Annotated in this window: 16 protein-coding genes; 7 read left to right on the top strand and 9 right to left on the bottom strand. The window is 70.7% G+C overall.

The window, feature by feature from the left end; genetic code table 11:
* Positions 1 to 6: 6 nt before the first annotated feature.
* The 3 genes from qcrA to CFT82_RS01705 all read left to right on the top strand — a co-directional run bounded on the left by qcrA (position 7) and on the right by CFT82_RS01705 (position 3,387).
* Positions 7 to 1,047 (top strand): cytochrome bc1 complex Rieske iron-sulfur subunit, encoded by a 1,041-nt coding sequence (gene qcrA / locus CFT82_RS01695; protein ID WP_088817361.1) that lies wholly within the window; start codon positions 7 to 9, stop codon positions 1,045 to 1,047.
* Positions 1,044 to 2,792, top strand: coding sequence for a cytochrome bc1 complex cytochrome b subunit (gene qcrB, locus CFT82_RS01700; protein WP_088817362.1), 1,749 nt, complete (start codon positions 1,044 to 1,046; stop codon positions 2,790 to 2,792). Before qcrA ends, qcrB begins: the two co-directional genes overlap by 4 nt.
* Positions 2,793 to 2,985: 193 nt before the next feature.
* Positions 2,986 to 3,387 (top strand): metallopeptidase family protein, encoded by a 402-nt coding sequence (locus tag CFT82_RS01705; protein ID WP_088818269.1) that lies wholly within the window; start codon positions 2,986 to 2,988, stop codon positions 3,385 to 3,387.
* Between the two features lie 710 nt (positions 3,388 to 4,097).
* Here the strand turns inward: CFT82_RS01705 and CFT82_RS01715 are convergent.
* From CFT82_RS01715 to CFT82_RS01745, 7 genes are all read right to left on the bottom strand, one after another.
* On the bottom strand, positions 4,098 to 4,502 hold the full coding sequence (locus CFT82_RS01715; RefSeq protein WP_088817364.1) for a cytochrome c oxidase subunit 4: 405 nt from the start codon (positions 4,500 to 4,502) through the stop codon (positions 4,098 to 4,100).
* 7 nt (positions 4,503 to 4,509) lie between these two features.
* The gene (gene ctaD / locus CFT82_RS01720) at positions 4,510 to 6,312 is read right to left on the bottom strand and encodes an aa3-type cytochrome oxidase subunit I (protein WP_088817365.1); all 1,803 of its coding nucleotides are present in this window, start codon (positions 6,310 to 6,312) and stop codon (positions 4,510 to 4,512) included.
* A complete protein-coding gene (ctaC, locus tag CFT82_RS01725; protein WP_200815024.1) occupies positions 6,312 to 7,172 on the bottom strand; it encodes an aa3-type cytochrome oxidase subunit II in 861 nt (286 codons plus the stop codon). The genes ctaD and ctaC overlap by 1 nt, the downstream gene beginning before the upstream one ends.
* A gap of 108 nt (positions 7,173 to 7,280) precedes the next feature.
* On the bottom strand, positions 7,281 to 7,985 hold the full coding sequence (gene aat, locus CFT82_RS01730; protein ID WP_088817367.1) for a leucyl/phenylalanyl-tRNA--protein transferase: 705 nt from the start codon (positions 7,983 to 7,985) through the stop codon (positions 7,281 to 7,283).
* Between the two features lie 32 nt (positions 7,986 to 8,017).
* Positions 8,018 to 8,371, bottom strand: coding sequence for an iron-sulfur cluster insertion protein ErpA (gene erpA / locus CFT82_RS01735; protein WP_088817368.1), 354 nt, complete (start codon positions 8,369 to 8,371; stop codon positions 8,018 to 8,020).
* 122 nt (positions 8,372 to 8,493) lie between these two features.
* Positions 8,494 to 9,861: a dipeptidase gene (locus tag CFT82_RS01740; RefSeq protein WP_088817369.1), complete on the bottom strand. Its 1,368-nt coding sequence runs from the start codon at positions 9,859 to 9,861 to the stop codon at positions 8,494 to 8,496.
* A gap of 78 nt (positions 9,862 to 9,939) precedes the next feature.
* Entirely contained in the window at positions 9,940 to 10,608 is a 669-nt protein-coding gene (locus tag CFT82_RS01745; RefSeq protein WP_088817370.1) for a DUF3043 domain-containing protein, read from the bottom strand.
* Between the two features lie 35 nt (positions 10,609 to 10,643).
* Here CFT82_RS01745 and CFT82_RS01750 point away from each other — a divergent pair, with 35 nt between their 5' ends.
* Positions 10,644 to 11,660 carry an SCO2322 family protein gene (locus CFT82_RS01750; RefSeq protein WP_088817371.1) on the top strand — a complete coding sequence of 339 codons (1,017 nt, stop codon included), beginning with the start codon at positions 10,644 to 10,646 and terminating at the stop codon, positions 11,658 to 11,660.
* On the opposite strand, the gene gcvT is transcribed toward CFT82_RS01750, so the two are convergent.
* Positions 11,623 to 12,741 carry a glycine cleavage system aminomethyltransferase GcvT gene (gene gcvT / locus CFT82_RS01755; protein WP_088817372.1) on the bottom strand — a complete coding sequence of 373 codons (1,119 nt, stop codon included), beginning with the start codon at positions 12,739 to 12,741 and terminating at the stop codon, positions 11,623 to 11,625. The genes CFT82_RS01750 and gcvT overlap by 38 nt on opposite strands.
* Before the next feature lie 94 nt (positions 12,742 to 12,835).
* Between gcvT and CFT82_RS01760 the strand changes: the two genes are divergently transcribed.
* From CFT82_RS01760 to sucB, 3 genes are all read left to right on the top strand, one after another.
* The gene (locus CFT82_RS01760) at positions 12,836 to 14,410 is read left to right on the top strand and encodes a leucyl aminopeptidase (protein ID WP_088817373.1); all 1,575 of its coding nucleotides are present in this window, start codon (positions 12,836 to 12,838) and stop codon (positions 14,408 to 14,410) included.
* Between the two features lie 276 nt (positions 14,411 to 14,686).
* Positions 14,687 to 16,069 (top strand): dihydrolipoyl dehydrogenase, encoded by a 1,383-nt coding sequence (gene lpdA / locus CFT82_RS01765; protein ID WP_088817374.1) that lies wholly within the window; start codon positions 14,687 to 14,689, stop codon positions 16,067 to 16,069.
* Between the two features lie 132 nt (positions 16,070 to 16,201).
* Complete coding sequence (gene sucB / locus CFT82_RS01770; protein ID WP_088817375.1) at positions 16,202 to 18,058, top strand: 2-oxoglutarate dehydrogenase, E2 component, dihydrolipoamide succinyltransferase; 1,857 nt, start codon at positions 16,202 to 16,204, stop codon at positions 18,056 to 18,058.
* Positions 18,059 to 18,145: 87 nt separating this feature from the next.
* Here the strand turns inward: sucB and CFT82_RS12175 are convergent, their stop codons facing one another.
* A complete protein-coding gene (locus CFT82_RS12175) occupies positions 18,146 to 19,453 on the bottom strand; it encodes a serine/threonine-protein kinase (protein WP_143469449.1) in 1,308 nt (435 codons plus the stop codon).
* Positions 19,454 to 19,460 lie beyond the last annotated feature (7 nt).

Below are 19,460 nucleotides of genomic sequence, written 5' to 3' on the forward strand. Positions count from 1 at the left end.
GACAAGATGTCCCACGGCTCCCACCCGGCGCGCTTCGATGACGCTCCCCACGGTGAGGTCGAGATCCCGGAGTACTTCGAGAACCCCGGGCACCCGCCTCACGTGCTCCGCTGGAGCGATGTCGACCCCGCCGCTGCTCGCCGCGCCGAGCGCCAGGTCGCCTTCCTGTTCCTGCTGTCCATCCTCGGCACGCTCGGTTTCATCGTGGCGTACTTCTGGATGGACCAGGAGGCCACCGGCGTCATCCCCGGCATCGGTACCCAGAAGCTGTACCACTTCACTCTCGGTCTCACCATGGCCGTGTCCCTGCTCGGCATCGGGTTCGGTGTCGTGCACTGGGCCAAGACCCTCATGGACGACGAGGAGGTGACCGAGGAGCGTCACGTCCTCGAGGCCGACGGCGAGACCCGCCGCGCGTTCGCCGACACCGTCGCCGAGGGCCTCGAGAGCTCGCAGATCATGCGCCGTCCCCTCATCAAGTGGACCCTGGGCGGCGCGCTCGGTCTGTTCGCCCTCCCTCTGGGCATCCAGCTGGTCGGTTCCATGGGCCCGCTCCCCCGCAACGACCTCGCCGTCACCATGTGGAAGAAGGGCACCCGCCTGGTCACCGACCCGGACGGCCTGCCCGTGAAGGCCGCCGACGTGACGCTGGGCTCCGTCTTCCACATCATGCCGGAGGGCGTGATGGAGGCCGAGTACCCGCTCAACGAGAAGGCCAAGGCCTCCGTCCTCGTGATGCGTCTGAACCCGTCGGACATCAAGTCCGAGAAGCAGCGTGAGTGGGGCTACGAGGGCATCGTCGCCTACTCCAAGGTGTGCACCCACGTGGGCTGCCCGGTGGCGCTGTACGAGCAGCAGACCCACCACCTCCTCTGTCCCTGCCACCAGTCGACCTTCGACGTGACGGACGACTGCAAGGTGATCTTCGGTCCGGCCAAGCGTCCGCTGCCGCAGCTGAAGATCGCCGTGGACGACGAGGGCTACCTCACCGCGCTCGGGGACTTCTCCGAGCCGGTCGGACCGAGCTACTGGGAGCGTGAGCTGTGAGCACGACTGCTGGATCCCACAAGGCGCGCCTCAAGAACCCGGCGCCCGTCATCGAGCCCGCCCAGAGCGGCCCGATCGGCAACGTTGCGAGCTGGGTGGACGCCCGCACCGGCGGCGCTGGTTTCACGAAGTACCTGATGCGCAAGGTCTTCCCCGACCACTGGTCGTTCATGATCGGTGAGATCGCCATGTACTCCATGGTCATCTGCCTGATCACCGGTGTCTTCCTCACGATGTGGTTCGTCCCGTCGATGGCGCACACCGTCTACCAGGGTGAGTACGAGCCGCTGCGCGGCATCGGCCTGTCCGAGGCCTACGACTCCACGCTGGCGATCAGCTTCGACATCAAGGGTGGTCTGCTTATGCGGCAGATCCACCACTGGGCCGCGCTGATCTTCGTGGCGGCGATCATGCTGCACGCCTGCCGCGTGTTCTTCACCGGCGCGTTCCGCAAGCCCCGTGAGATCAACTGGGTGATCGGCTGCGCCCTGTCGATGATCGCCATCTTCGAGGGCTTCATGGGCTACTCGCTGCCGGACGACCTGCTCTCCGGCACCGGTGTCCGCGCCATGCAGGGCTTCCTGATGTCCACCCCGGTCATCGGCACCTACATGTCCTACATGCTCTTCGGCGGCACCTTCCCCGGCGAGATGATCATCCCCCGCTTCTACGCCTTCCACGTGCTGATCATCCCGGCCATCCTGGTCGGCCTGTTCGCGGTCCACATCATCCTGGTGGCCGTGCACAAGCACACCCAGTACCCCGGACCGGGCCGCACGAACGACAACGTCGTCGGCTTCCGCGTGATGCCGGTGTACGCCGCGAAGGCCGGTGGATTCTTCTTCATCGTCTTCGGTCTGATCGTGCTGCTCTCCGCGCTCATCACGATCAACCCGGTGTGGGCCTACGGCCCCTACGAGCCCTCGCAGGTGACCGCCGGCTCGCAGCCGGACTGGTACATGGGCTTCGCCGACGGTGCGCTGCGTCTGCTCCCGGGTTCGTTCGAGTTCGTCCTGTTCGACCGGACGTTCTCCATGAACATCTTCCCGGGCTCGCTGTTCCTCATCCCGTTCATGTACGGCCTCGCCATGATCTACCCGTTCCTCGAGTCCTGGGTGACGGGTGACGACCGTGAGCACCACCTGCTGCAGTACCCGTACAACGCGCCGGTCCGGACCGGGATGGGCGCCGCGTTCATCACGGTCTACGTGGTGCTGTGGGCTGCTGCCGGCAACGACCTCATGGCCATCAAGCTGGGCCTCTCGATCAACGACATCACGATCTTCCTGCGGACCGCGTTCTTCCTCGGCCCGATCATCGTGTTCCTCGTGGTGAAGCACATCTGTGTCTCGCTGCAGCGTCGTGACCGGGAGAAGGTCCTGCACGGCCGTGAGTCGGGCCGCATCGTGCGCACCCCGGAGGGTCGCTTCTTCGAGGCGCACGAGGAGCTGTCGCCCTACGAGCGCTGGAACCTGGTCCAGCACCCGGACTACCGGGCGCTCACACCGGAGGAGGTCGCGGGCGTCGACGAGCACGGCAACCCGAAGGACCCGTCCTTCATGGACAAGGCCCGCTCGAAGATGACGCACTTCTTCTTCAAGGACCGCATCGCGCCGGTCACCCCGGCCGAGCTGGCCGCCGCTCACGCGGACGAGCACCACGCTCAGGATCACGCGCTGGCCGAGGCCGCCCAGGCCGAGGTCCAGGCGGTGGAGAGCGGCCTCACCGGCCAGAAGCGTCACTGACGCAGCTCTCCCTAGAAGGGCCCGTCCTCCCTCCGGAGGACGGGCCCTTCTGTCTGCCCGGTCGCCTGCAACACAGGTCACCTCGTGCCCGCGGGCATCACCGGTTCAGGCGATGCCCGCGGGCACGAGGTGACCGTCGTCAGGCGGGAAGGTCTGAGACGGTCGTCAGCGGGCGGCCCGTACAGTGACCGTCATGGACCCTGACCGCTACGCCCTGTCCCCCGAGGAGTTCGAGGACGCGGTCGGCGACGGGTTGGACCGACTCCCCCAGGCGCTGCTGGACCGCATGGACAACGTGGTGATCCTCGTGGAGGAGGAGCCGACCCCCGAGCAGCTGCGCAGCGTCGATCTCCCCGGCGCCCACGGGTCCGGCAGATCGCTCTTCGGGCTCTACGAGGGCACGCCGCTCCCCCAGCGCGGCGAGTTCTACCCACCGACGGTCCCGGACCGCATCAGCATCTTCCGAGGGCCGCTCTCCCGTGCGTTCCGGTCACCTCAGCGCCTCCGCGAGGAGGCGGCACGCACGGTGATCCACGAGGTCGCCCACCACTTCGGCATCAGCGACGAGCGGCTTCACGAGCTCGGCTGGGGCTGACCGGGATCAGACGGGGTCGACGGGGCGAAGCTCCATCCCGGCTCCCGGTGCCAGCTCGCACTCCACGCACCGTGGGCTGGTGACGTGGAGCGGCATGTGGAAGAGCGCGGAACAGAAGGCCGACGACCGGGCGGTGACATCGACGACGACGGTTTCGGAGCACAACACGAGCGTCTCCCGGTCCAGGTGAACGGCCGCATGACGCATGGCCCGTCGTGACCTGGCCCAGAGGCTGGAGCTGTCCCGCCGGAGGCTCCTGGGAGCCGGAGTCCCCTCTCTACGGCGGGGCTGCCCGCCCACGCCGCGAGGGGGCGTCACGAGGTCATCGTCCTCGTTCCACGTCTCGTCCGGACCTGAGCTGGCTCGATCCATGGCAGCTCCAGCCGCAACCAGCCGTCGGGCTGGATCCAGGCCGAGTGGGTCAGGTGGGCTTCGAAGAACCGCGTGCACGGATCCGACACACGCTGGATGCCGCACGCACGGACACAGGAACCCTGGCCTGCTGCCGTGTGGAGACCCCCTCCGCGTGCTGGCTCCGGACGGCGCCCTCCGGAGGATCCACGAGCGCGCCCGGGAGCTGGCGGCGCACCACCCGTTCTCCCTGCGCCCCGCACCCCGGGGGGCCGCGCACGCGGTGTGGCGCAGACGTGAAGAGGGCCCCTCCCGGTGGGGAGGGGCCCTCTTCAGATGACCGTCAGGCGGTCAGCGGCTCACACGTGGTGCGGGCCCGAGTAGTACTCGTAGACCCAGCCGACGACGGCGATGACCAGCATGAACAGACCGATGACGAACATCCACCAGCCGACGGCCACGCCGGTGAACACCACCGCGCAGGCGAGGGACAGCCACAGCGGCCACCAGGAGTACGGCGCGAAGTGACCGTAGTGCCCGGCAACCTGGTCCTGGTGACCGAAACGGTCGTCCTCGGGACGGATGCCGTCGATCGTCTTCGCCGTCACGCCCAGGTACCAGGCGATCATCACCCAGAACACGACGCTGAGGCCCAGGGCGATGGCACCGACCGGCTCGTTCCACCCGGTCCAGAAGCCGTACAGCAGGAAGAAGATGACGTACGCGGGCGTGAGGTACCAGAAGAGCTTGGTCTCGACCTTCATGTGTTCCTCACTTCCCGTCGCGCGCGACGTCGTTGGTGTACGTGGCGTTGCTGTGGGCGGAACCGCCACCGTGCACACCAGCCAGATCCGGCTCGTCCACCAGCTCGCCGATGACCTTCCCGTCCGGGGTCGGGGCATCGAGCCCAGCGACCTCCGGGTGGTTCAGGTCGAACACCGGACGCTCCGAGCGGATGCGCGGGATCGAGTTGAAGTTGTGACGCGGGGGCGGGCAGCTGGTGGCCCACTCGAGGGAGGAGCCCCAGCCCCACGGGTCGTCGACCTCGACCTTCGGAGCCTTCTTGGCCGTGATGTACACGTTCCAGAAGAACGGGAGCATCGAGGAGGCCAGGATGAAGGAACCGACCGTGGAGACCTGGTTCAGGAAGGTGAAGCCGTCCTCCACCAGGTAGTCCGCGTAACGACGGGGCATGCCCTCGATACCCAGGACGTGCTGCACGAGGAAGGTCGTGTGGAAGCCCACGAAGAGCAGCCAGAAGTGGATCTTGCCCAGCGTCTCGTTGAGCATCTTGCCGGTCAGCTTCGGCCACCAGAAGTAGAAACCGGCGAACATTGCGAACACCACGGTGCCGAAGACCACGTAGTGGAAGTGGGCCACCACGAAGTAGGAGTCCGTGAGGTGCAGGTCGACCGCCGGGGCGGAGAGCACGACACCGGTGACACCACCGAAGAGGAAGGTCACGAGGAAGCCGAGCGCCCAGAGCATCGGGGTCTCGAAGCTCAGCGAGCCCTGCCACATGGTGCCGATCCAGTTGAAGAACTTCACACCGGTCGGGACGGCGATGAGCATCGTCATGATCGCGAAGAAGGGCAGGAGGACCTGGCCCGTGGCGTACATGTGGTGGGCCCACACCGAGACCGACAGGGCTGCGATCGCCATCACGGCGATGACCAGGGTCTTGTAGCCGAAGACCGGCTTGCGGCTGAAGACCGGGATGACCTCGGAGATGATGCCGAAGAAGGGCAGCGCGATGATGTAGACCTCGGGGTGACCGAAGAACCAGAACAGGTTCTGCCAGAGCATCGCGCCACCGTTGGACACGTCGTAGATCTGGGTGCCGACGATGCGGTCGGCGGCCATTGCGAACATCGCGGCGGTCAGCACCGGGAACACCAGCAGCGCCAGGATCGAGGTGATCAGGACGGTCCAGGTGAACACCGGCATGCGGAACATGGTCATGCCCGGCGCGCGCATGCAGATGATGGTGGTCACGAAGTTGACCGAACCGAGGATGGTGCCGAAGCCCGCGAGGCCCAGGCCCATGACCCAGAGGTCACCGCCCAGTCCGGGGCTGTAGGTCGGACCGGCCAGCGGCTGGTAGGCGAACCACCCGAAGGAGGCTGCACCGGAGGGGGTCAGGAAGCCACCCATGGCGATGATGCCGCCCCAGAGGAAGATCAGGAAGGCGAACATGTTCATCCGCGGGAAGGCGACGTCCGGGGCGCCGATCTGCAGCGGGACGATCGCGTTGGCGAAGCCCGCGAAAAGGGGCGTCGCGAAGAGCAGGAGCATCACGGTGCCGTGCATCGTGAACATCGCGTTGAACTGCTCCTTGGACTGCAGCACCTGCATGCCCGGCTCGAAGAGCTCGGCACGGATCAGCAGGGCCATCAGTCCGCCGAGGCAGAACCACGCCACGGTGACGATGAAGTAGAGGTTGCCGATGACCTTGTGGTCGGTCGTCGTCAGGTACTTGTAGGCCAGCGAACCGACCTTGGTCTGGGGGGCTGCCACCGAGGTCGTGGACTCAGCCACGCGGTGGGTTGCCCCGGGGTGCGAAATGGTGGCCATCAGTTCTCGTCCTTCCCGCCCTGGAGCATCCAGTCGTTGTGCCCCGGGTCGCGATCCTCGACCGCGGGCTCACCGTTGATGAGCTCCTTGCGGTCGTACTGCTCGTTGAGGAAGCCGGTCTGGCCCTCGTCCTCGAGCGCCTGCATCTGCTTGTCGTACTCCTCGCGCGAGACGACCTTCACCTGGAAGAGCATCTCGGCGTGGTACGCACCGCAGAGCTCGGCGCACTTGCCCTGGTAGGTGCCCTCCTCGGTCGGGACGACCTGGAAGCGGTTCACACGACCGGGGATCATGTCCAGCTTCTGGAGGAACTGCGGGACCCAGAAGGAGTGGATGACATCACGCGTGGTCAGCACGAACTCGGTGCGCTCGTTGACCGGCAGGTAGAGGGTGGGCAGGCTCTCGGCCACGCCGTCCTTGCCGGTGAGGACGGCCTGCTGGCCGGTCTCGTAGACGTTGTCGTCGAGGTAGTTGAAGTCCCAGCTCCACTGCTTGCCCACGACGTTGACCGTGTTCTGCGGCTCCTCGTCGATGTTGAGCAGGTCGTTCTCGAGCTTCACGTTCTGGACGAACAGGCCGGCGACCATCACGATCGGCACGACCGTGTAGAGGATCTCGATCGGCACGTTGTACCGGACCTGCTTGGGCACCTCGTCCTCGTGGCGACGGCGGTACATCACGATGCACCAGGCCGTCAGCGCCCAGACGAGGACGGCGATCGCCATACCGGCGATCCACATGCCGACCCAGAAGGTGTGGATGCCGTCACCGTTCTCGGTGACGCTCTCGGGGAGATATGCGCGCTTGAATTCGTCCGCGGTGCCACAGCCGGAGAGTGCGGTGGCACCCAGCGTGGCCATACCAGCAAGGACCGCGGGGCGCTTCCAACGCCGTGTGTGCTCGGGGTGCCTGTGCACTCGATGCCGCCTTCCGTGGATCAGGGTGGTCAGTGGGCTTGCGCCGACATGCTACCCAACGTCGTTGTTCAGGATGAGGGAGGCTCGCCGCCACGGGTCGGGCAGCTCCCGAGCCGTCCTCAGGCGCAGAAGATACTCGGTGCGGGGGATGCTGCGAACACCCAGGGTGCGCAGGTGCGGGGTCGCCCACTGCACGTCCACGAGGGCCTCCTCCCCCAGCGCCCCCAGGACCCGGGACAGGGCCACGACCGCCGCCTTCGAGGCGTCGGTGCGCCGGTGGAACATCGACTCCCCGGCGAAGAACCCGCCCAGACCGACCCCGTAGAGCCCCCCGGCCAGCTCCTCCCCCGGTCGCCCCGCCCACACCTCGATGCTGTGCGCGTGCCCCAGCCGGTGCAGCCGACCGTAGGCGCGGCGGATGCGCGGGGTGATCCAGGCCCCCTCCCGCGCCGGGTCCGCGCAGCCCCGGAGCACCTGGTCGAAGCAGCGATCGACGGTGAGGGTGAACCCTCGCATCGACCGCCGCAGGGAGCGGCTGACGTGGACCTCGTCGGGCAGCAGCACCCCCCGCTCCACCGGGAACCACCAGCCCACCGGGCCCCGCCCGTGCTGACCGAGCCCCATCGGGAAGACCCCGTGGGAGTAGGCGGACAGCAAGGTGCCGGGGGCGAGATCGCCCCCGGCACCGATGAGGTCCTGCTCCGGGTCGGCCGTGGCCACCAGTCCGGCGAAGTCGTACTCGCTGGTGAGGCGCACGCCCTGTCGACCCCGAAGGCTCCCGCAGCCGCTCAGCTGAAGGAGTCGCCGCAGGCGCAGGAGCTGCCCGCGTTGGGGTTGTCGATGGTGAAGCCCTGCTTCTCGATCGTGTCGGCGAAGTCGATGGAGGCACCCTCGAGGTACGGGGTGCTCATGCGGTCGACGACGACCTCGACACCGTCGAACTCGCGGACGGCGTCACCGTCGAGCGTGCGCTCGTCGAAGTAGAGCTGGTAGATCAGGCCGGAGCAGCCGCCCGGCTGCACACCGATGCGGAGACGCAGGTCGTCCCGCCCCTCCTGCTCCAGAAGGCTCTTGACCTTCTCGGCCGCGACGGGGGTCAGGGTGACGCCGTGCGTCGCCTGGGACTGGTCCTGAACGGTCATGTCGATTCCTTCTCAGTGCCGATGCGTGCGATGGCGATGCGGGCTCGCCGAAGGGTCGTGCGGTGAACGCCTCGTCCTCGGAGGTTGTTCCCGGCCAGCGTACGCCCGTCGACGCCCCGCCCTCAGCCCCGGGCGGTCCCGAGCTTCTCCAGGAGGAGCGCCTCGGCCACGCACACCCGCTCGAACTCCCCCAGGTGGAGGCTCTCGTTGGCGCCGTGGGCACGGGTGTCGGGGTCCTCCACCCCGGTCACGAGGATGGAGGCCTCCGGGAAGCGCTCGGAGAACATCGCGATGAACGGGATGGACCCGCCCAGGCCGACGTCCACCGCGTCGGCCCCCCAGGACTCCGCGAAGGCTTCCCGGGCGGCGTCGTAGGCAGGCCCGGTCGCCTCGGCGCTGAATCCGGAGCCGGAGTCGGCCAGGGAGATCTCCAGCCGGGCCCCCCACGGGGCGTGCTCCCGCAGGTGCCGCTCGATGGCGGCGTAGGCCTCCTGCGGGTCCTGGGAGGGGGCGAGCCGGAAGGAGAGCGCTCCGCGGACCGAGGCGACCAGCGTGTTGGAGGCCTCGTCGACGCGGGGAGCGTCCAGGCCGATGAGGCTGGCGGTGGGCTTGCCCCACAGGCGCGCCGGGAGGCTGCCGGAGCCCACGAGCTCCGACCCCTCGAGCATCCCCGCCTCGGCCCGGAAGTCCGCCTCCTCCATGGGCAGGTCCGTCACCGGGTCGGTCACCAGACCGTCCACGGCCACGTCACCGTGCTCGTCGTGGAGGCTGGCCACGAGCCGGGAGAAGGCGGTGAGGGCGTCCATCGCCGGGCCGCCGTACATGCCCGAGTGGACCGAGTGGCTCAGCGTGGAGAGGATGAGCTCAACCCGGACCATGCCGCGCAGCGAGGTGGTCAGCGCCGGGACGCCGACCTTCCAGTTCGCCGAGTCCGCCAGCACGATGGCGTCGCAGGCCAGACGGTCGCCGTGGCGCTCGAGGATGACCGGGAGGGACTCCGAGCCGAACTCCTCCTCCCCCTCGACGAAGACGGTCACCCCGACCGGGGGCCTCCCGTCGTGGGCGCGCAGGGCGGCCACGTGCGCGAGCACCCCGGCCTTGTCGTCGGCGCACCCGCGACCGAAGAGGCGGTCACCACGGCGGGTCGGCTCGAAGGCGGGGCTGTCCCACTCCGCCGGGTCGCCGGGCGGCTGCACGTCGTGGTGGGCGTAGAGCAGGACGGTGGGAGCACCCTCCGGGGCCGGCAGGGTGCCGATGACCGCCGGGGCCCCGCCCTCGGCGACGATCTCCACCTCCATGCCCACCCCGCGCAGCAGCTCGGCGGTCGCCTCGGCCGAGCGTCGGACGGGCTCCTGGTCGAAGGTGGTCATCGAGACGCTGGGGATCCGTGCCAGCTCGACGAGCTCGTCGATGACGCGGGGCATGTCCGCCAGGACGCGCTGACGGAGCTCCTCGGAGCGGGCGGGGTCGGTCACAGGGGTGTTCTCCATGGAGTCGAGAGTAGGTGCTGCCCGGCCCCGGACCCGGTCATGCCCCCTCCGGCCGCCCCGAGCCCACCGGCCGTCCGGTCAGCGCAGGGCCAGCGGCTGCTCACCGTGGGAGACGCGCACCCGCGGGGTCCGGGCACCACGCATCTGGAAGGAACGCAGCACGACATAGGTCAGGTGGCCCGACGCCTCGTCGGCCCGCTTCGGGAAGACCCGGGGGATCTCCGCCCGCAGCCGCCGTGCCAGCAGCGCCGCGTCGAGCAGGCCGTAGAGCAGCAGCCCGTAGACGGCGACGAAGACCACCGTCCGGACCCACGGCGCGACGTTCGGCAGGAACATCATGGCCACGGTGCCGACGAGCAGCAGGAGCAGGACCGGGAGCATCACCTCACCGACGGTGAAACGACCGTCCACCCGGTCCCGGACGTAGGCGCGCACCGGTCCCCGGTCGCGCGCTCCGAGGTACCGGTCGTCGCCGTCGAGCATCCCCTGGCGCACCCGGGCCCGCTCCGCGGCGCGCTCCTCCCGCTCCGCCTTCTTGGCGGCCTTGCGGTCGGTGACGACCAAGGGCTTGCGACGGGCGGCCTCAGCCTCCCGTCGCTTCGGGGTGGGACGGCCCTTCTTCTCCTGCCCTCGGGGGCGGGTGCTGCTGCCATCGCCCGACGCCGGGCGCCCCGTCCCCTCCTCTCCCAGCGGCGTGGCACCGTGCTGGGGGTCGCGGGCAGGGTCGGTCGGAATGCGCTTGGCCATGGGCCAAGGATACGGCGGGGTGCGATACTCCCTGCGTGTATCCCGCGACGAACTCCGTGCCCCGCCGCCGCGCGCCGCGGGCGCTGGCCGGGGCGCTGTGCCTGCTGCCCGCCCTCGCCGGCCCCGCCCTCGCCGACCCCGCCGTCCGGTACTGGTCCACCTGGCAGGTGGACGACGGCGAGTGGGCCGAACCGGCCGAGGCGCCCCGTGCAGCCTTCCCCGGCGAGGGCAGCACCATCGGCCTTCGCTACGGGCTGGTGCGCCAGGGAGCCGACGCAGGACGGCCCCCGCGCGCCCTGCCCGACGTCGCCACCACCTGCGCCGAGGCCGACCCCGTGCCGGGCCTCAAGCGCGTCCAGGTGGTCGTGGACTACGGACGGCCCGGGGAGTCCGTGACGCCGCGGGACACGAGCCGCCCCGAGGCCGAGGTGGTCTGCGCACACGTGCCCGAGGTCTTCTCCACCGAGCAGGTGTTCCGCGCCGTGCTCGACCTCTCCGAGGGCACCGAGGGGATCTGCTCGGTCCACGGGCACCCGGAGGACGGGTGCTCCAGCAACTGGGAGCACGACGCGGACCCGGCGGTCCTGGAGGCGCGCGAGGATCCGGTGGAGGCCGAGCTGTTGACCCCCGAGCAGGCGCTCGAGGCGCCCGAGCTGCCGGAGAACACCACGCCGGGCGCTGCGGAGTCCGCCGCCGGCGAGGAGGACGAGGGGGGTGTCACCGAGGAGTCCGCCGGGACCGCCCCGCCCACCGAGGAGAGCTCGACCTCCTCGGCGGCCGGCGCAGCGGACCCCGGGAGCACCGAGTCCCCGACCTCCCCGGCCGATGACGCCGGGGAGAGTGACGACGGACCGGCCGACCCGGTGCGGGTGCGGCCGCTCCTGCCCTGGTGGGCCGTGACCGGGCTCCTGCTCGCGCTGGGCGCTGGCCTGTGGGCCCTGCTTCGCCCCCTGCCGCCACGGACCGCCCGGAAGCGGCGCGTGGCGAGCTCACGGGACGACTCCGCCGACGAGCTCAGGAACGAACCCCGACCTCCACGAACGGGGGCTTGACCAGCTCACCGGGCACCTCACGGCCCCGCACGTCGATGACGACCTCGTCACCGAAGGTGTGGCTGCGGTCGACCAGCGCGATCGCGATGCCCTGGCCCAGCGTCGGGGAGAAGGTGCCGGAGGTGACCACGCCGATCACCGCACCCTCGGTGTCCTTCACCTCGTTGCCCTCGCGCGGGATGCCGCGCCCGGTGACCCGGATGCCACGGTTCAGGCGACCGGCCTTGGCGGCGCGGGCCTCGGCGAGCGCCTCCTTCCCCCAGAAGGTCTCCTTCTCCCAGCCGACCGCCCACGCGGTGCGGGCCATGACCGGGGTGATCTCCCGGCTCAGCTCGTGCCCGTGGAGGGGGTAGCCCATCTCGGTGCGCAGCGTGTCGCGGGCCCCCAGCCCGGCGGGCAGCCCGCCCACCTCGGCCGCGGCCGCGATCAGGGCGTCCCACAGCTCACCGGTGGCCCCCCACGGGAGCACGACCTCGTAGCCCTTCTCCCCGGTGTAGCCCGAGCGGCAGACCAGCACCGCGTGCCCCTTCCACTCGGCATCGAGGAAGGACATGAAGTCCGGGTGGTCGGTGGGAAGGCCGACGGCCCCCATGACCTCGTCCGCCTTCGGTCCCTGGACGGCGACGATGCCGTGCTCGGTGTGCTCGTCGACCACGGTGACCCCGGGAGCGTCCTGCGCGGCCGCCTCCGTGAGCAGGGTCGCCACCTCGGTGGCATTGCTGGCGTTGGGGACGAGGAAGACCTCCTCGTCGCTGCGCAGGTACTGGATGAGGTCGTCGACGACGCCACCGTCGGGGGCGCAGCACAGCGTGTACTGGGCCCTCCCCGGCTCGATGCGCGAGAGGTCGTTGGTGAGGCAGCGGTTGACGAGCTCCGCCGCGCCCGGGCCGGTCACCCGGACCTTGCCCATGTGGGAGACGTCGAAGAGGCCCACGGCCTGGCGGGTGGCGTGGTGCTCGGCCTTGACGCCGCCACCGGGAAACTCGATCGGCATGTCCCAGCCGCCGAAGTCGGCCATCTTGGCGCCGGCGGCGGTGTGGCGGTCGTGGAGGGGCGAGTGCTTGAGCGCGGAATCAGTCATGCCCCGACGGTACCGGTGACGCCCGTCACGTCGCGGGACGCGGCGCACGTAGGCTGGGGAACCACACGCCGCACCACCGATGACAGGAGTACGCATGTCGAACGCGCCCTTCGAGCTCAACCCCTTCGATCTCGAGCTCACGGCCGCCGGGGCCTCCCCCGCCGAGGTCGAGGCCAAGGCCCTCGTGCTCGGCGCGTGGACCGTGGACGGCAGGGCCCAGCTGGCCGACGTGGAGCTGCCGGCCGAGGCCACCGAGGCCATCACCGCCGCCCTGACCACCCTGAAGGCCACCGGCAAGCAGGACAGCACCACCGTGCTGGCCGGGGCCGCTGGCGTGAAGGCCCCCCTGGTCGTCGTGGCCGGGCTGGGCGAGCAGGGCGCCGCGGCGTCGACCACCAACGAGCGGATCCGCCGCGCCGCGGGTGCCGCCGTCCGCGCCGCTGCCGGCGCCGAGAGCGTCGCCCTGGCCCTGCCAGCTGCCGACACCGACGCAGCGGTCGCCGCGGCCGAGGGCGCTGTCCTCGGCGTCTACGCCGACACCCGGTTCAAGAGCACGATCGGGGCCGACGACGAGGTGGAGGCCGAGGCCCCCGAGGCGCGACGCCTGCTGGTGTGCGCCCCGGCGGGTGAGGGCCTGGAGCAGGGCCTCGCCCGCGCCCTCGTCCTGGGCCGCCAGATGGCCTACACCCGCGACCTGGTGAACACCCCGGCCAACCTCCTGTACCCCGAGTCCTTCGTGGCCTCCGTGCAGGCCCACGCCCCCGAGGGCGTCGAGATCGAGGTCATCGACGACGAGCAGCTCCGGGAGATGGGCGCCGGCGCGATCTACGGCGTCGGCATGGGCTCGGCCCGCAAGCCGCGCGTGGCGGTCCTGCGCTACCGGGGCAAGGGTGGCAAGCACCTGTCCATGGTGGGCAAGGGCATCACCTTCGACACCGGCGGCATCTCGCTGAAGCCGGCGCAGGGCATGACCACCATGAAGTGCGACATGGGTGGTGCCGCCGCCGTCGCCGGCGCCGTCTTCGCCGCGGCCGAGCTGGGGCTGGAGAACGCCGTGACCGGTTACCTGGCCCTCGCCGAGAACATGCCCTCGGCCAACGCCCAGCGTCCCGGCGACGTCGTCACCGCCCTCAACGGTCTCACCGTGGAGGTGCTCAACACCGACGCCGAGGGTCGCCTGGCCATGTGCGACGCCCTGGTCATGGCCTCCCGCGAGAACCCCGACGTGCTCGTCGACATCGCCACGCTGACCGGTGCCGCCGTCATGGCCCTGGGTGACCGCACCATCGGCGTGATGTCCAACGACGACGAGCTGCGCGCCGCCGTGGCCGGGACCTCCGAGCGCACCGGTGAACCGATCGTCGGGATGCCGATCCCCGAGGAGGTCCCCGAGCAGCTCGTCTCCCCGGTGGCGGACCTCAAGAACATCACCGGCTACGGCAAGCCCTGCGGCATGCAGTCCGCCGCCGCCTACCTGCAGCGCTTCGTCGGCGCCGTCGGCGGCGAGGACCACGTCACGGGCGACGCCGAGCAGATCATGTGGGCGCACCTGGACATCGCCGGCCCGGCCTTCCACGAGGGCTCCCCGTGGGGCTACACCCCCGCCGGCGGGACCGGCTCGGGTGTCCGCACCCTGCTGGCCCTGGCCGAGGAGCTGCCGCTCGCCTGAGGCACGCCCCGGACCGACGAGACGGCCCCACCGCCAGCTGGCGGTGGGGCCGTCTCGTGCGTGCGAGGGTCAGACGCTCCTCCGCCCGAACACCTGCTGGGCGCCCGAGGTGTCCGGAGCGCGCGGACGGTCCACCGTGCCCTGGCCCCCTCAGCGGCGCGTCCACCGGTTTTCACGGCCGCGGCGTGAGCGGGGTCACTCCCCCATGGCACGATGACCCCGATCAGCGGTCTGCACAGGGCGGGCCGCCGCACCCGATCCCCGCAAGGAGCACGCATGCCGAGCACGCAGCCGACGCACGACCTGGTCATCCTCGGAGGAGGCAGCGGTGGTTACGCAGCCGCCCTGCGCGCCGCCGAGCTCGGCCTGACCGTCGCCCTGGTCGAGAAGGGCAAGCTGGGCGGCACCTGCCTGCACCAGGGCTGCGTCCCCACCAAGGCCCTCCTGCACGCCGCCGAGGTGGCCGACTCCACCCGGGACAGCGCGAGCTTCGGCGTGCGCTCGGTCTTCGAGGGCATCGACATGCCGGCCGTCAACGCCTACAAGGACGGTGTGATCGGTCGCCTCCACAAGGGCCTGCAGGGCCTGGTCAAGGCCCGCAAGGTGGAGTACGTGGAGGGCGAGGGCCGCCTCACCGCCCCGAACACCGTCACCGTCGACGGCCGCGAACTCGTCGGCAAGGACGTCGTCCTGGCCACCGGGTCGCGCCCCAAGCTCATCCCCGGCCTCGAGGTCGGGGGTCGCGTCATGACCTCCGAGCAGGCCCTGCAGCTCGACTGGGTCCCGGAGAAGGTCGTCGTCCTGGGCGGCGGCGTCATCGGGGTGGAGTTCGCCAGCGTCTTCACGAGCTTCGGCGCCCAGGTGACCGTCGTCGAGGGCCTGGACCGCATCATCCCGGCGGAGGACGAGGCCGTGAGCAAGACCCTCCTGCGCGCCTTCAAGAAGCGCAAGATCGACGTGAGGACCGGCGTCCGCTTCCAGGGTGTCGAGAACCGGGAGGACGGCGTGACCGTCCAGCTCGAGGACGGCACCTCCCTGGAGGCCGACATCCTCCTGGTGGCCATCGGCCGCGGCCCGGTCACCGAGGGTCTGGGCTACGAGGAGGCCGGCGTCGAGATGGACCGCGGCTTCGTCCTGACCAACGAGGACCTGCAGACGAACGTCGAGCACGTCTGGGCGGTCGGCGACATCGTCCCCGGCCTGCAGCTGGCCCATCGCGGCTTCGCCCAGGGCATCTTCGTGGCCGAGAAGATCGCCGGCCTGGAGCCCGCGCGCATCGACGAGTCGGGCATCCCGCGGGTCACCTACTGCGACCCGGAGATCGCCTCCGTGGGCCTCACCGAGGCCGCGGCGAAGGAGAAGTACGGCGCCGACTCCGTGGAGGCGCTGGAGTACAACCTGGGCGGCAACGGCAAGAGCCAGATCCTGGCCACCGCCGGCTTCGTGAAGCTGGTGCGCCAGAAGGACGGTCCCGTCGTCGGCATCCACATGGTGGGCGCCCGCATGGGTGAGCAGGTCGGCGAGGCCCAGCTCATCTACAACTGGGAGGCCCTGCCGGAGGAGGTCGCGGCCCTCATCCACGCCCACCCGACCCAGAACGAGGCGCTCGGCGAGGCCCACCTGGCGCTCGCGGGCAAGCCGCTGCACGCCCACGCCTGACCCGCCGGCCCGTCCGGACACCCAGCCAGGCCGGCGGTTCCTCACCCAGGTGGAGCCGCCGGCCTGCGAAGGTGGACAATGGGTGAGCAAAGGGCCTGCCAGGACCGTTGACGATCCAATGAGGAGTACTTCATGTCCGAGAAGGTGACGATGCCGGAGCTCGGCGAGTCGGTGACCGAGGGCACCGTGACCCGCTGGCTCAAGGCCGTGGGTGACGAGGTGGCGGTCGACGAGCCGCTGCTCGAGGTGTCGACCGACAAGGTCGACACCGAGATCCCCTCCCCCGTGGCGGGTGTGCTCCAGGAGATCCTCGCCGAGGAGGACGACACCGTCGAGGTCGGCGGCGAGCTGGCCGTGATCGGCGACGGCGAGGCCTCTGGCGGGTCCGACGACTCCGCCGACGAGGAGCCGGCCGAGGCCGAGGAGCCCGAGCAGGACGAGGAGCCCGAGCAGGACGAGGAGCCCGCCGAGGAGCCCGAGAAGGCGGAGAAGGCCGAGGAGAAGCCGGCCAAGAAGTCCTCCGGCGGCGAGGGCGGCCAGACCGTCACCATGCCGGAGCTCGGCGAGTCGGTGACCGAGGGCACCGTCACCCGCTGGCTCAAGGAGGAGGGTGACGAGGTCGAGGTCGACGAGCCGCTGCTCGAGGTCTCGACCGACAAGGTCGACACCGAGATCCCCTCCCCCTACGCCGGTGTCCTGAGCAAGATCATCGCCGGCGAGGACGACACCGTCGAGGTCGGCGGTGAGCTGGGCGTGATCGGCGGTGAGGCCGGTGCCTCCGAGTCCAACGACACGGAGTCCGACGAAGAGACCACGGACCCCGAGGGTGCCGCGGACGCCGACGAGGAGCTCCAGGAGGAGGCCGTCGAGGAGGCCGAGGAGAAGTCGGAGAAGTCCGAGCCGAAGAAGGCCTCCCCGAAGCAGGACACCCCGAAGAAGGAGTCCGCCCCGGCCGAGAAGCCGAAGAAGCCGGCGGGCAAGGGCGACGCGATCGACGCCGACGTCTACGTGACCCCGCTGGTCCGCAAGCTGGCCAAGCAGCACGGTGTGGACCTGGCGAGCATCGAGGGTTCCGGCATCGGTGGCCGCATCCGCAAGCAGGACGTGCTGGCTGCCGCCGAGGGCGCGGGTGCCGAGGAGAAGGCCCCCGGGCAGACCGAGCAGACCGAGCAGACCGAGCAGAAGCCTGCCCAGGAGACCCCGAAGCAGGCTCCGAAGAGCGAGCAGAAGGCCTCGCAGCCGGCCCGCTCCGGTAGCTCCGGCGCGTTGCAGGACCTGCAGGCCAAGCGCGGCACCACCGAGAAGATGAGCCGCCTGCGCAAGGTCATCGCCCAGCGGATGATGGAGTCGCTGCAGGTCTCGGCCCAGCTGACCACCGTCGTCGAGGTGGACGTCACCAAGGTGGCCCGCCTCCGCGACCGCGCCAAGAAGGACTTCCAGGCTCGCGAGGGCGTCAAGCTCTCCTTCCTGCCCTTCTTCGCCATGGCGGCGATCGACGCGCTCAAGGAGCACCCGACCGTCAACGCCTCGCTGGAGGGTGACGAGATCGTCTACCACGCCCAGGAGAACCTGGGCATGGCCGTCGACACCGACAAGGGTCTGCTGGTCCCGGTCATCAAGGACGCCGGTTCGCTGAACATCGCCGGCATCGCCCGGAAGATCGATGACCTGGCCAACCGCACCCGGGACAACAAGATCGGCCCGGACGAGCTGAGCGGCGCCACCTTCACGCTGACCAACACCGGGTCGCGCGGCGCCCTGTTCGACACGCCGATCATCAACCAGCCGAACGTCGCGATCCTCGGTACCGGTGCGGTCGTCAAGCGCCCCGTCGTGACCACCGACGAGGACGGCCTGGAGACCATCGCCATCCGCTCGATGGTGTACCTGGCCCTGTCCTACGACCACCAGATCGTGGACGGCGCCGACGCCGCCCGCTTCCTGAACACCATGAAGCAGCGTCTGGAGGAGGGCCACTTCGAGGTCTGATCCCTCCCGGCCCCTGGTTCCCGCAGGCCCCCACCGCACGCGCGGTGGGGGCCTGCGGGCGTGCAGGGCGCCCGGTCGCAGCGCGGGTCAGCTCGTCCAGTCGACGAGACGCCACCCGTCCCCGGTCGGTCGCAGGGTGAGCCGCATCGCCTCGGTGACCTCCTGCCGCCCCACCCGGCGGGTGACCGTGGCCAGGACCTCGTGGGTCCGCCCCTCGACCGACTCCACGCTCAACCCGTCCACGCTGTACACGACCTGCCCCAGGAGCTCTCCCTCGGCGGCTCCCGCTCGACCCTCCGTGCTGGCCTCCCAGGCGGCCAGGTCACGCTGCCACGCCGGCCCCCCGGGGTGGAGCACCCGCGCCAGCGCCTCCTCGTCCTGCTCCGCCCACGCCCGGGCCCGTCCGTCCAGCAGCTGCTGCACCTGCCGGGCCGTGGGTTCCTCGGCGGCACGGCTCTCGACCGGCACCGGAACGCCGGTGGAGGTGGAGGAGGCCGACGGGGTGCGACGTGGGGCAGCGCTTCGCCCAGCGGGCTCCGCCACCTCGCCCGCCCCGGACGGCTCGCTCGGCTCAGCGGACTCCGCGTCCCCCGTCGGAGCCGCCTCCGAGGTGGCGCTGGGGGCGGGCGCCTCCACCGCCGTGGCCGCCCCGTCCTGCCCACCGTCCGGGGCCACGAGGGCGACCCCCGCGACCCCGACCAGCACGAGGGCGGCCGCCACCACCACCGGTCGCCGCCAACCCCGCGGCCGGCGGGGCTGCTGCTCCCCGTCGGCCGCCGCCCGGAAGTCGGCCACCAGGGCGGCCAGCTCGTCCCGCTGCGCCTCCCCTGCCCGGTCGTCCGCCTCCGCCCGCGACGACTCCCCGGGGAGCAGCAGCCCCAGCGGCGCCGGCCCGGCCTCCCCCGCCGGACCGGCCCCCTCCGGCCGGTCCGTCCCGGGGTCACCCGGCTCGCCAGGCCCCGCCACCGGCGCGTCCCCGAGCTCCTGCGTGCCGCACACGACCAGTGCCGTCATGGAGGGGCGAGCCTCCGGCACGCTGCGGAGAGCACGGGAGAGCGCCGTGCGCAGGGAGTCCGGCAGCTCCCAGGGCACGTCCTGCACGAGCCGTTCCACCGTGGCCGCCAGGTCGAAGGTGTCGGAGGCCGGGGAGGGTGCGTCCCCGTCGAGCACCTCCGGGGCGCCCCGCCACCACGGGTCGGCCCCCGCGGGGTCGGCCGGCAGGAGCCGGAAGCCCCCGTCCAGGGTGCGTTCGAGGCAGGCCGGGGTCACCCCGCCGTGCACCGCCCCCGCCGTGTGGAGCCGGGCCAGGTCCGCCCCCACCTGCCGCAGCAGGTCGCACACCTCGGGGGCGGAGGGCGTCCACCCCTCGTCGAGAAGTTCGCTGAGCCGTGTCATGCCCCCC

Origin of the sequence: Kytococcus aerolatus (assembly GCF_900187395.1) — a bacterium.
Taxonomy (GTDB): Bacteria; Actinomycetota; Actinomycetes; order Actinomycetales; family Dermatophilaceae; genus Kytococcus; species Kytococcus aerolatus.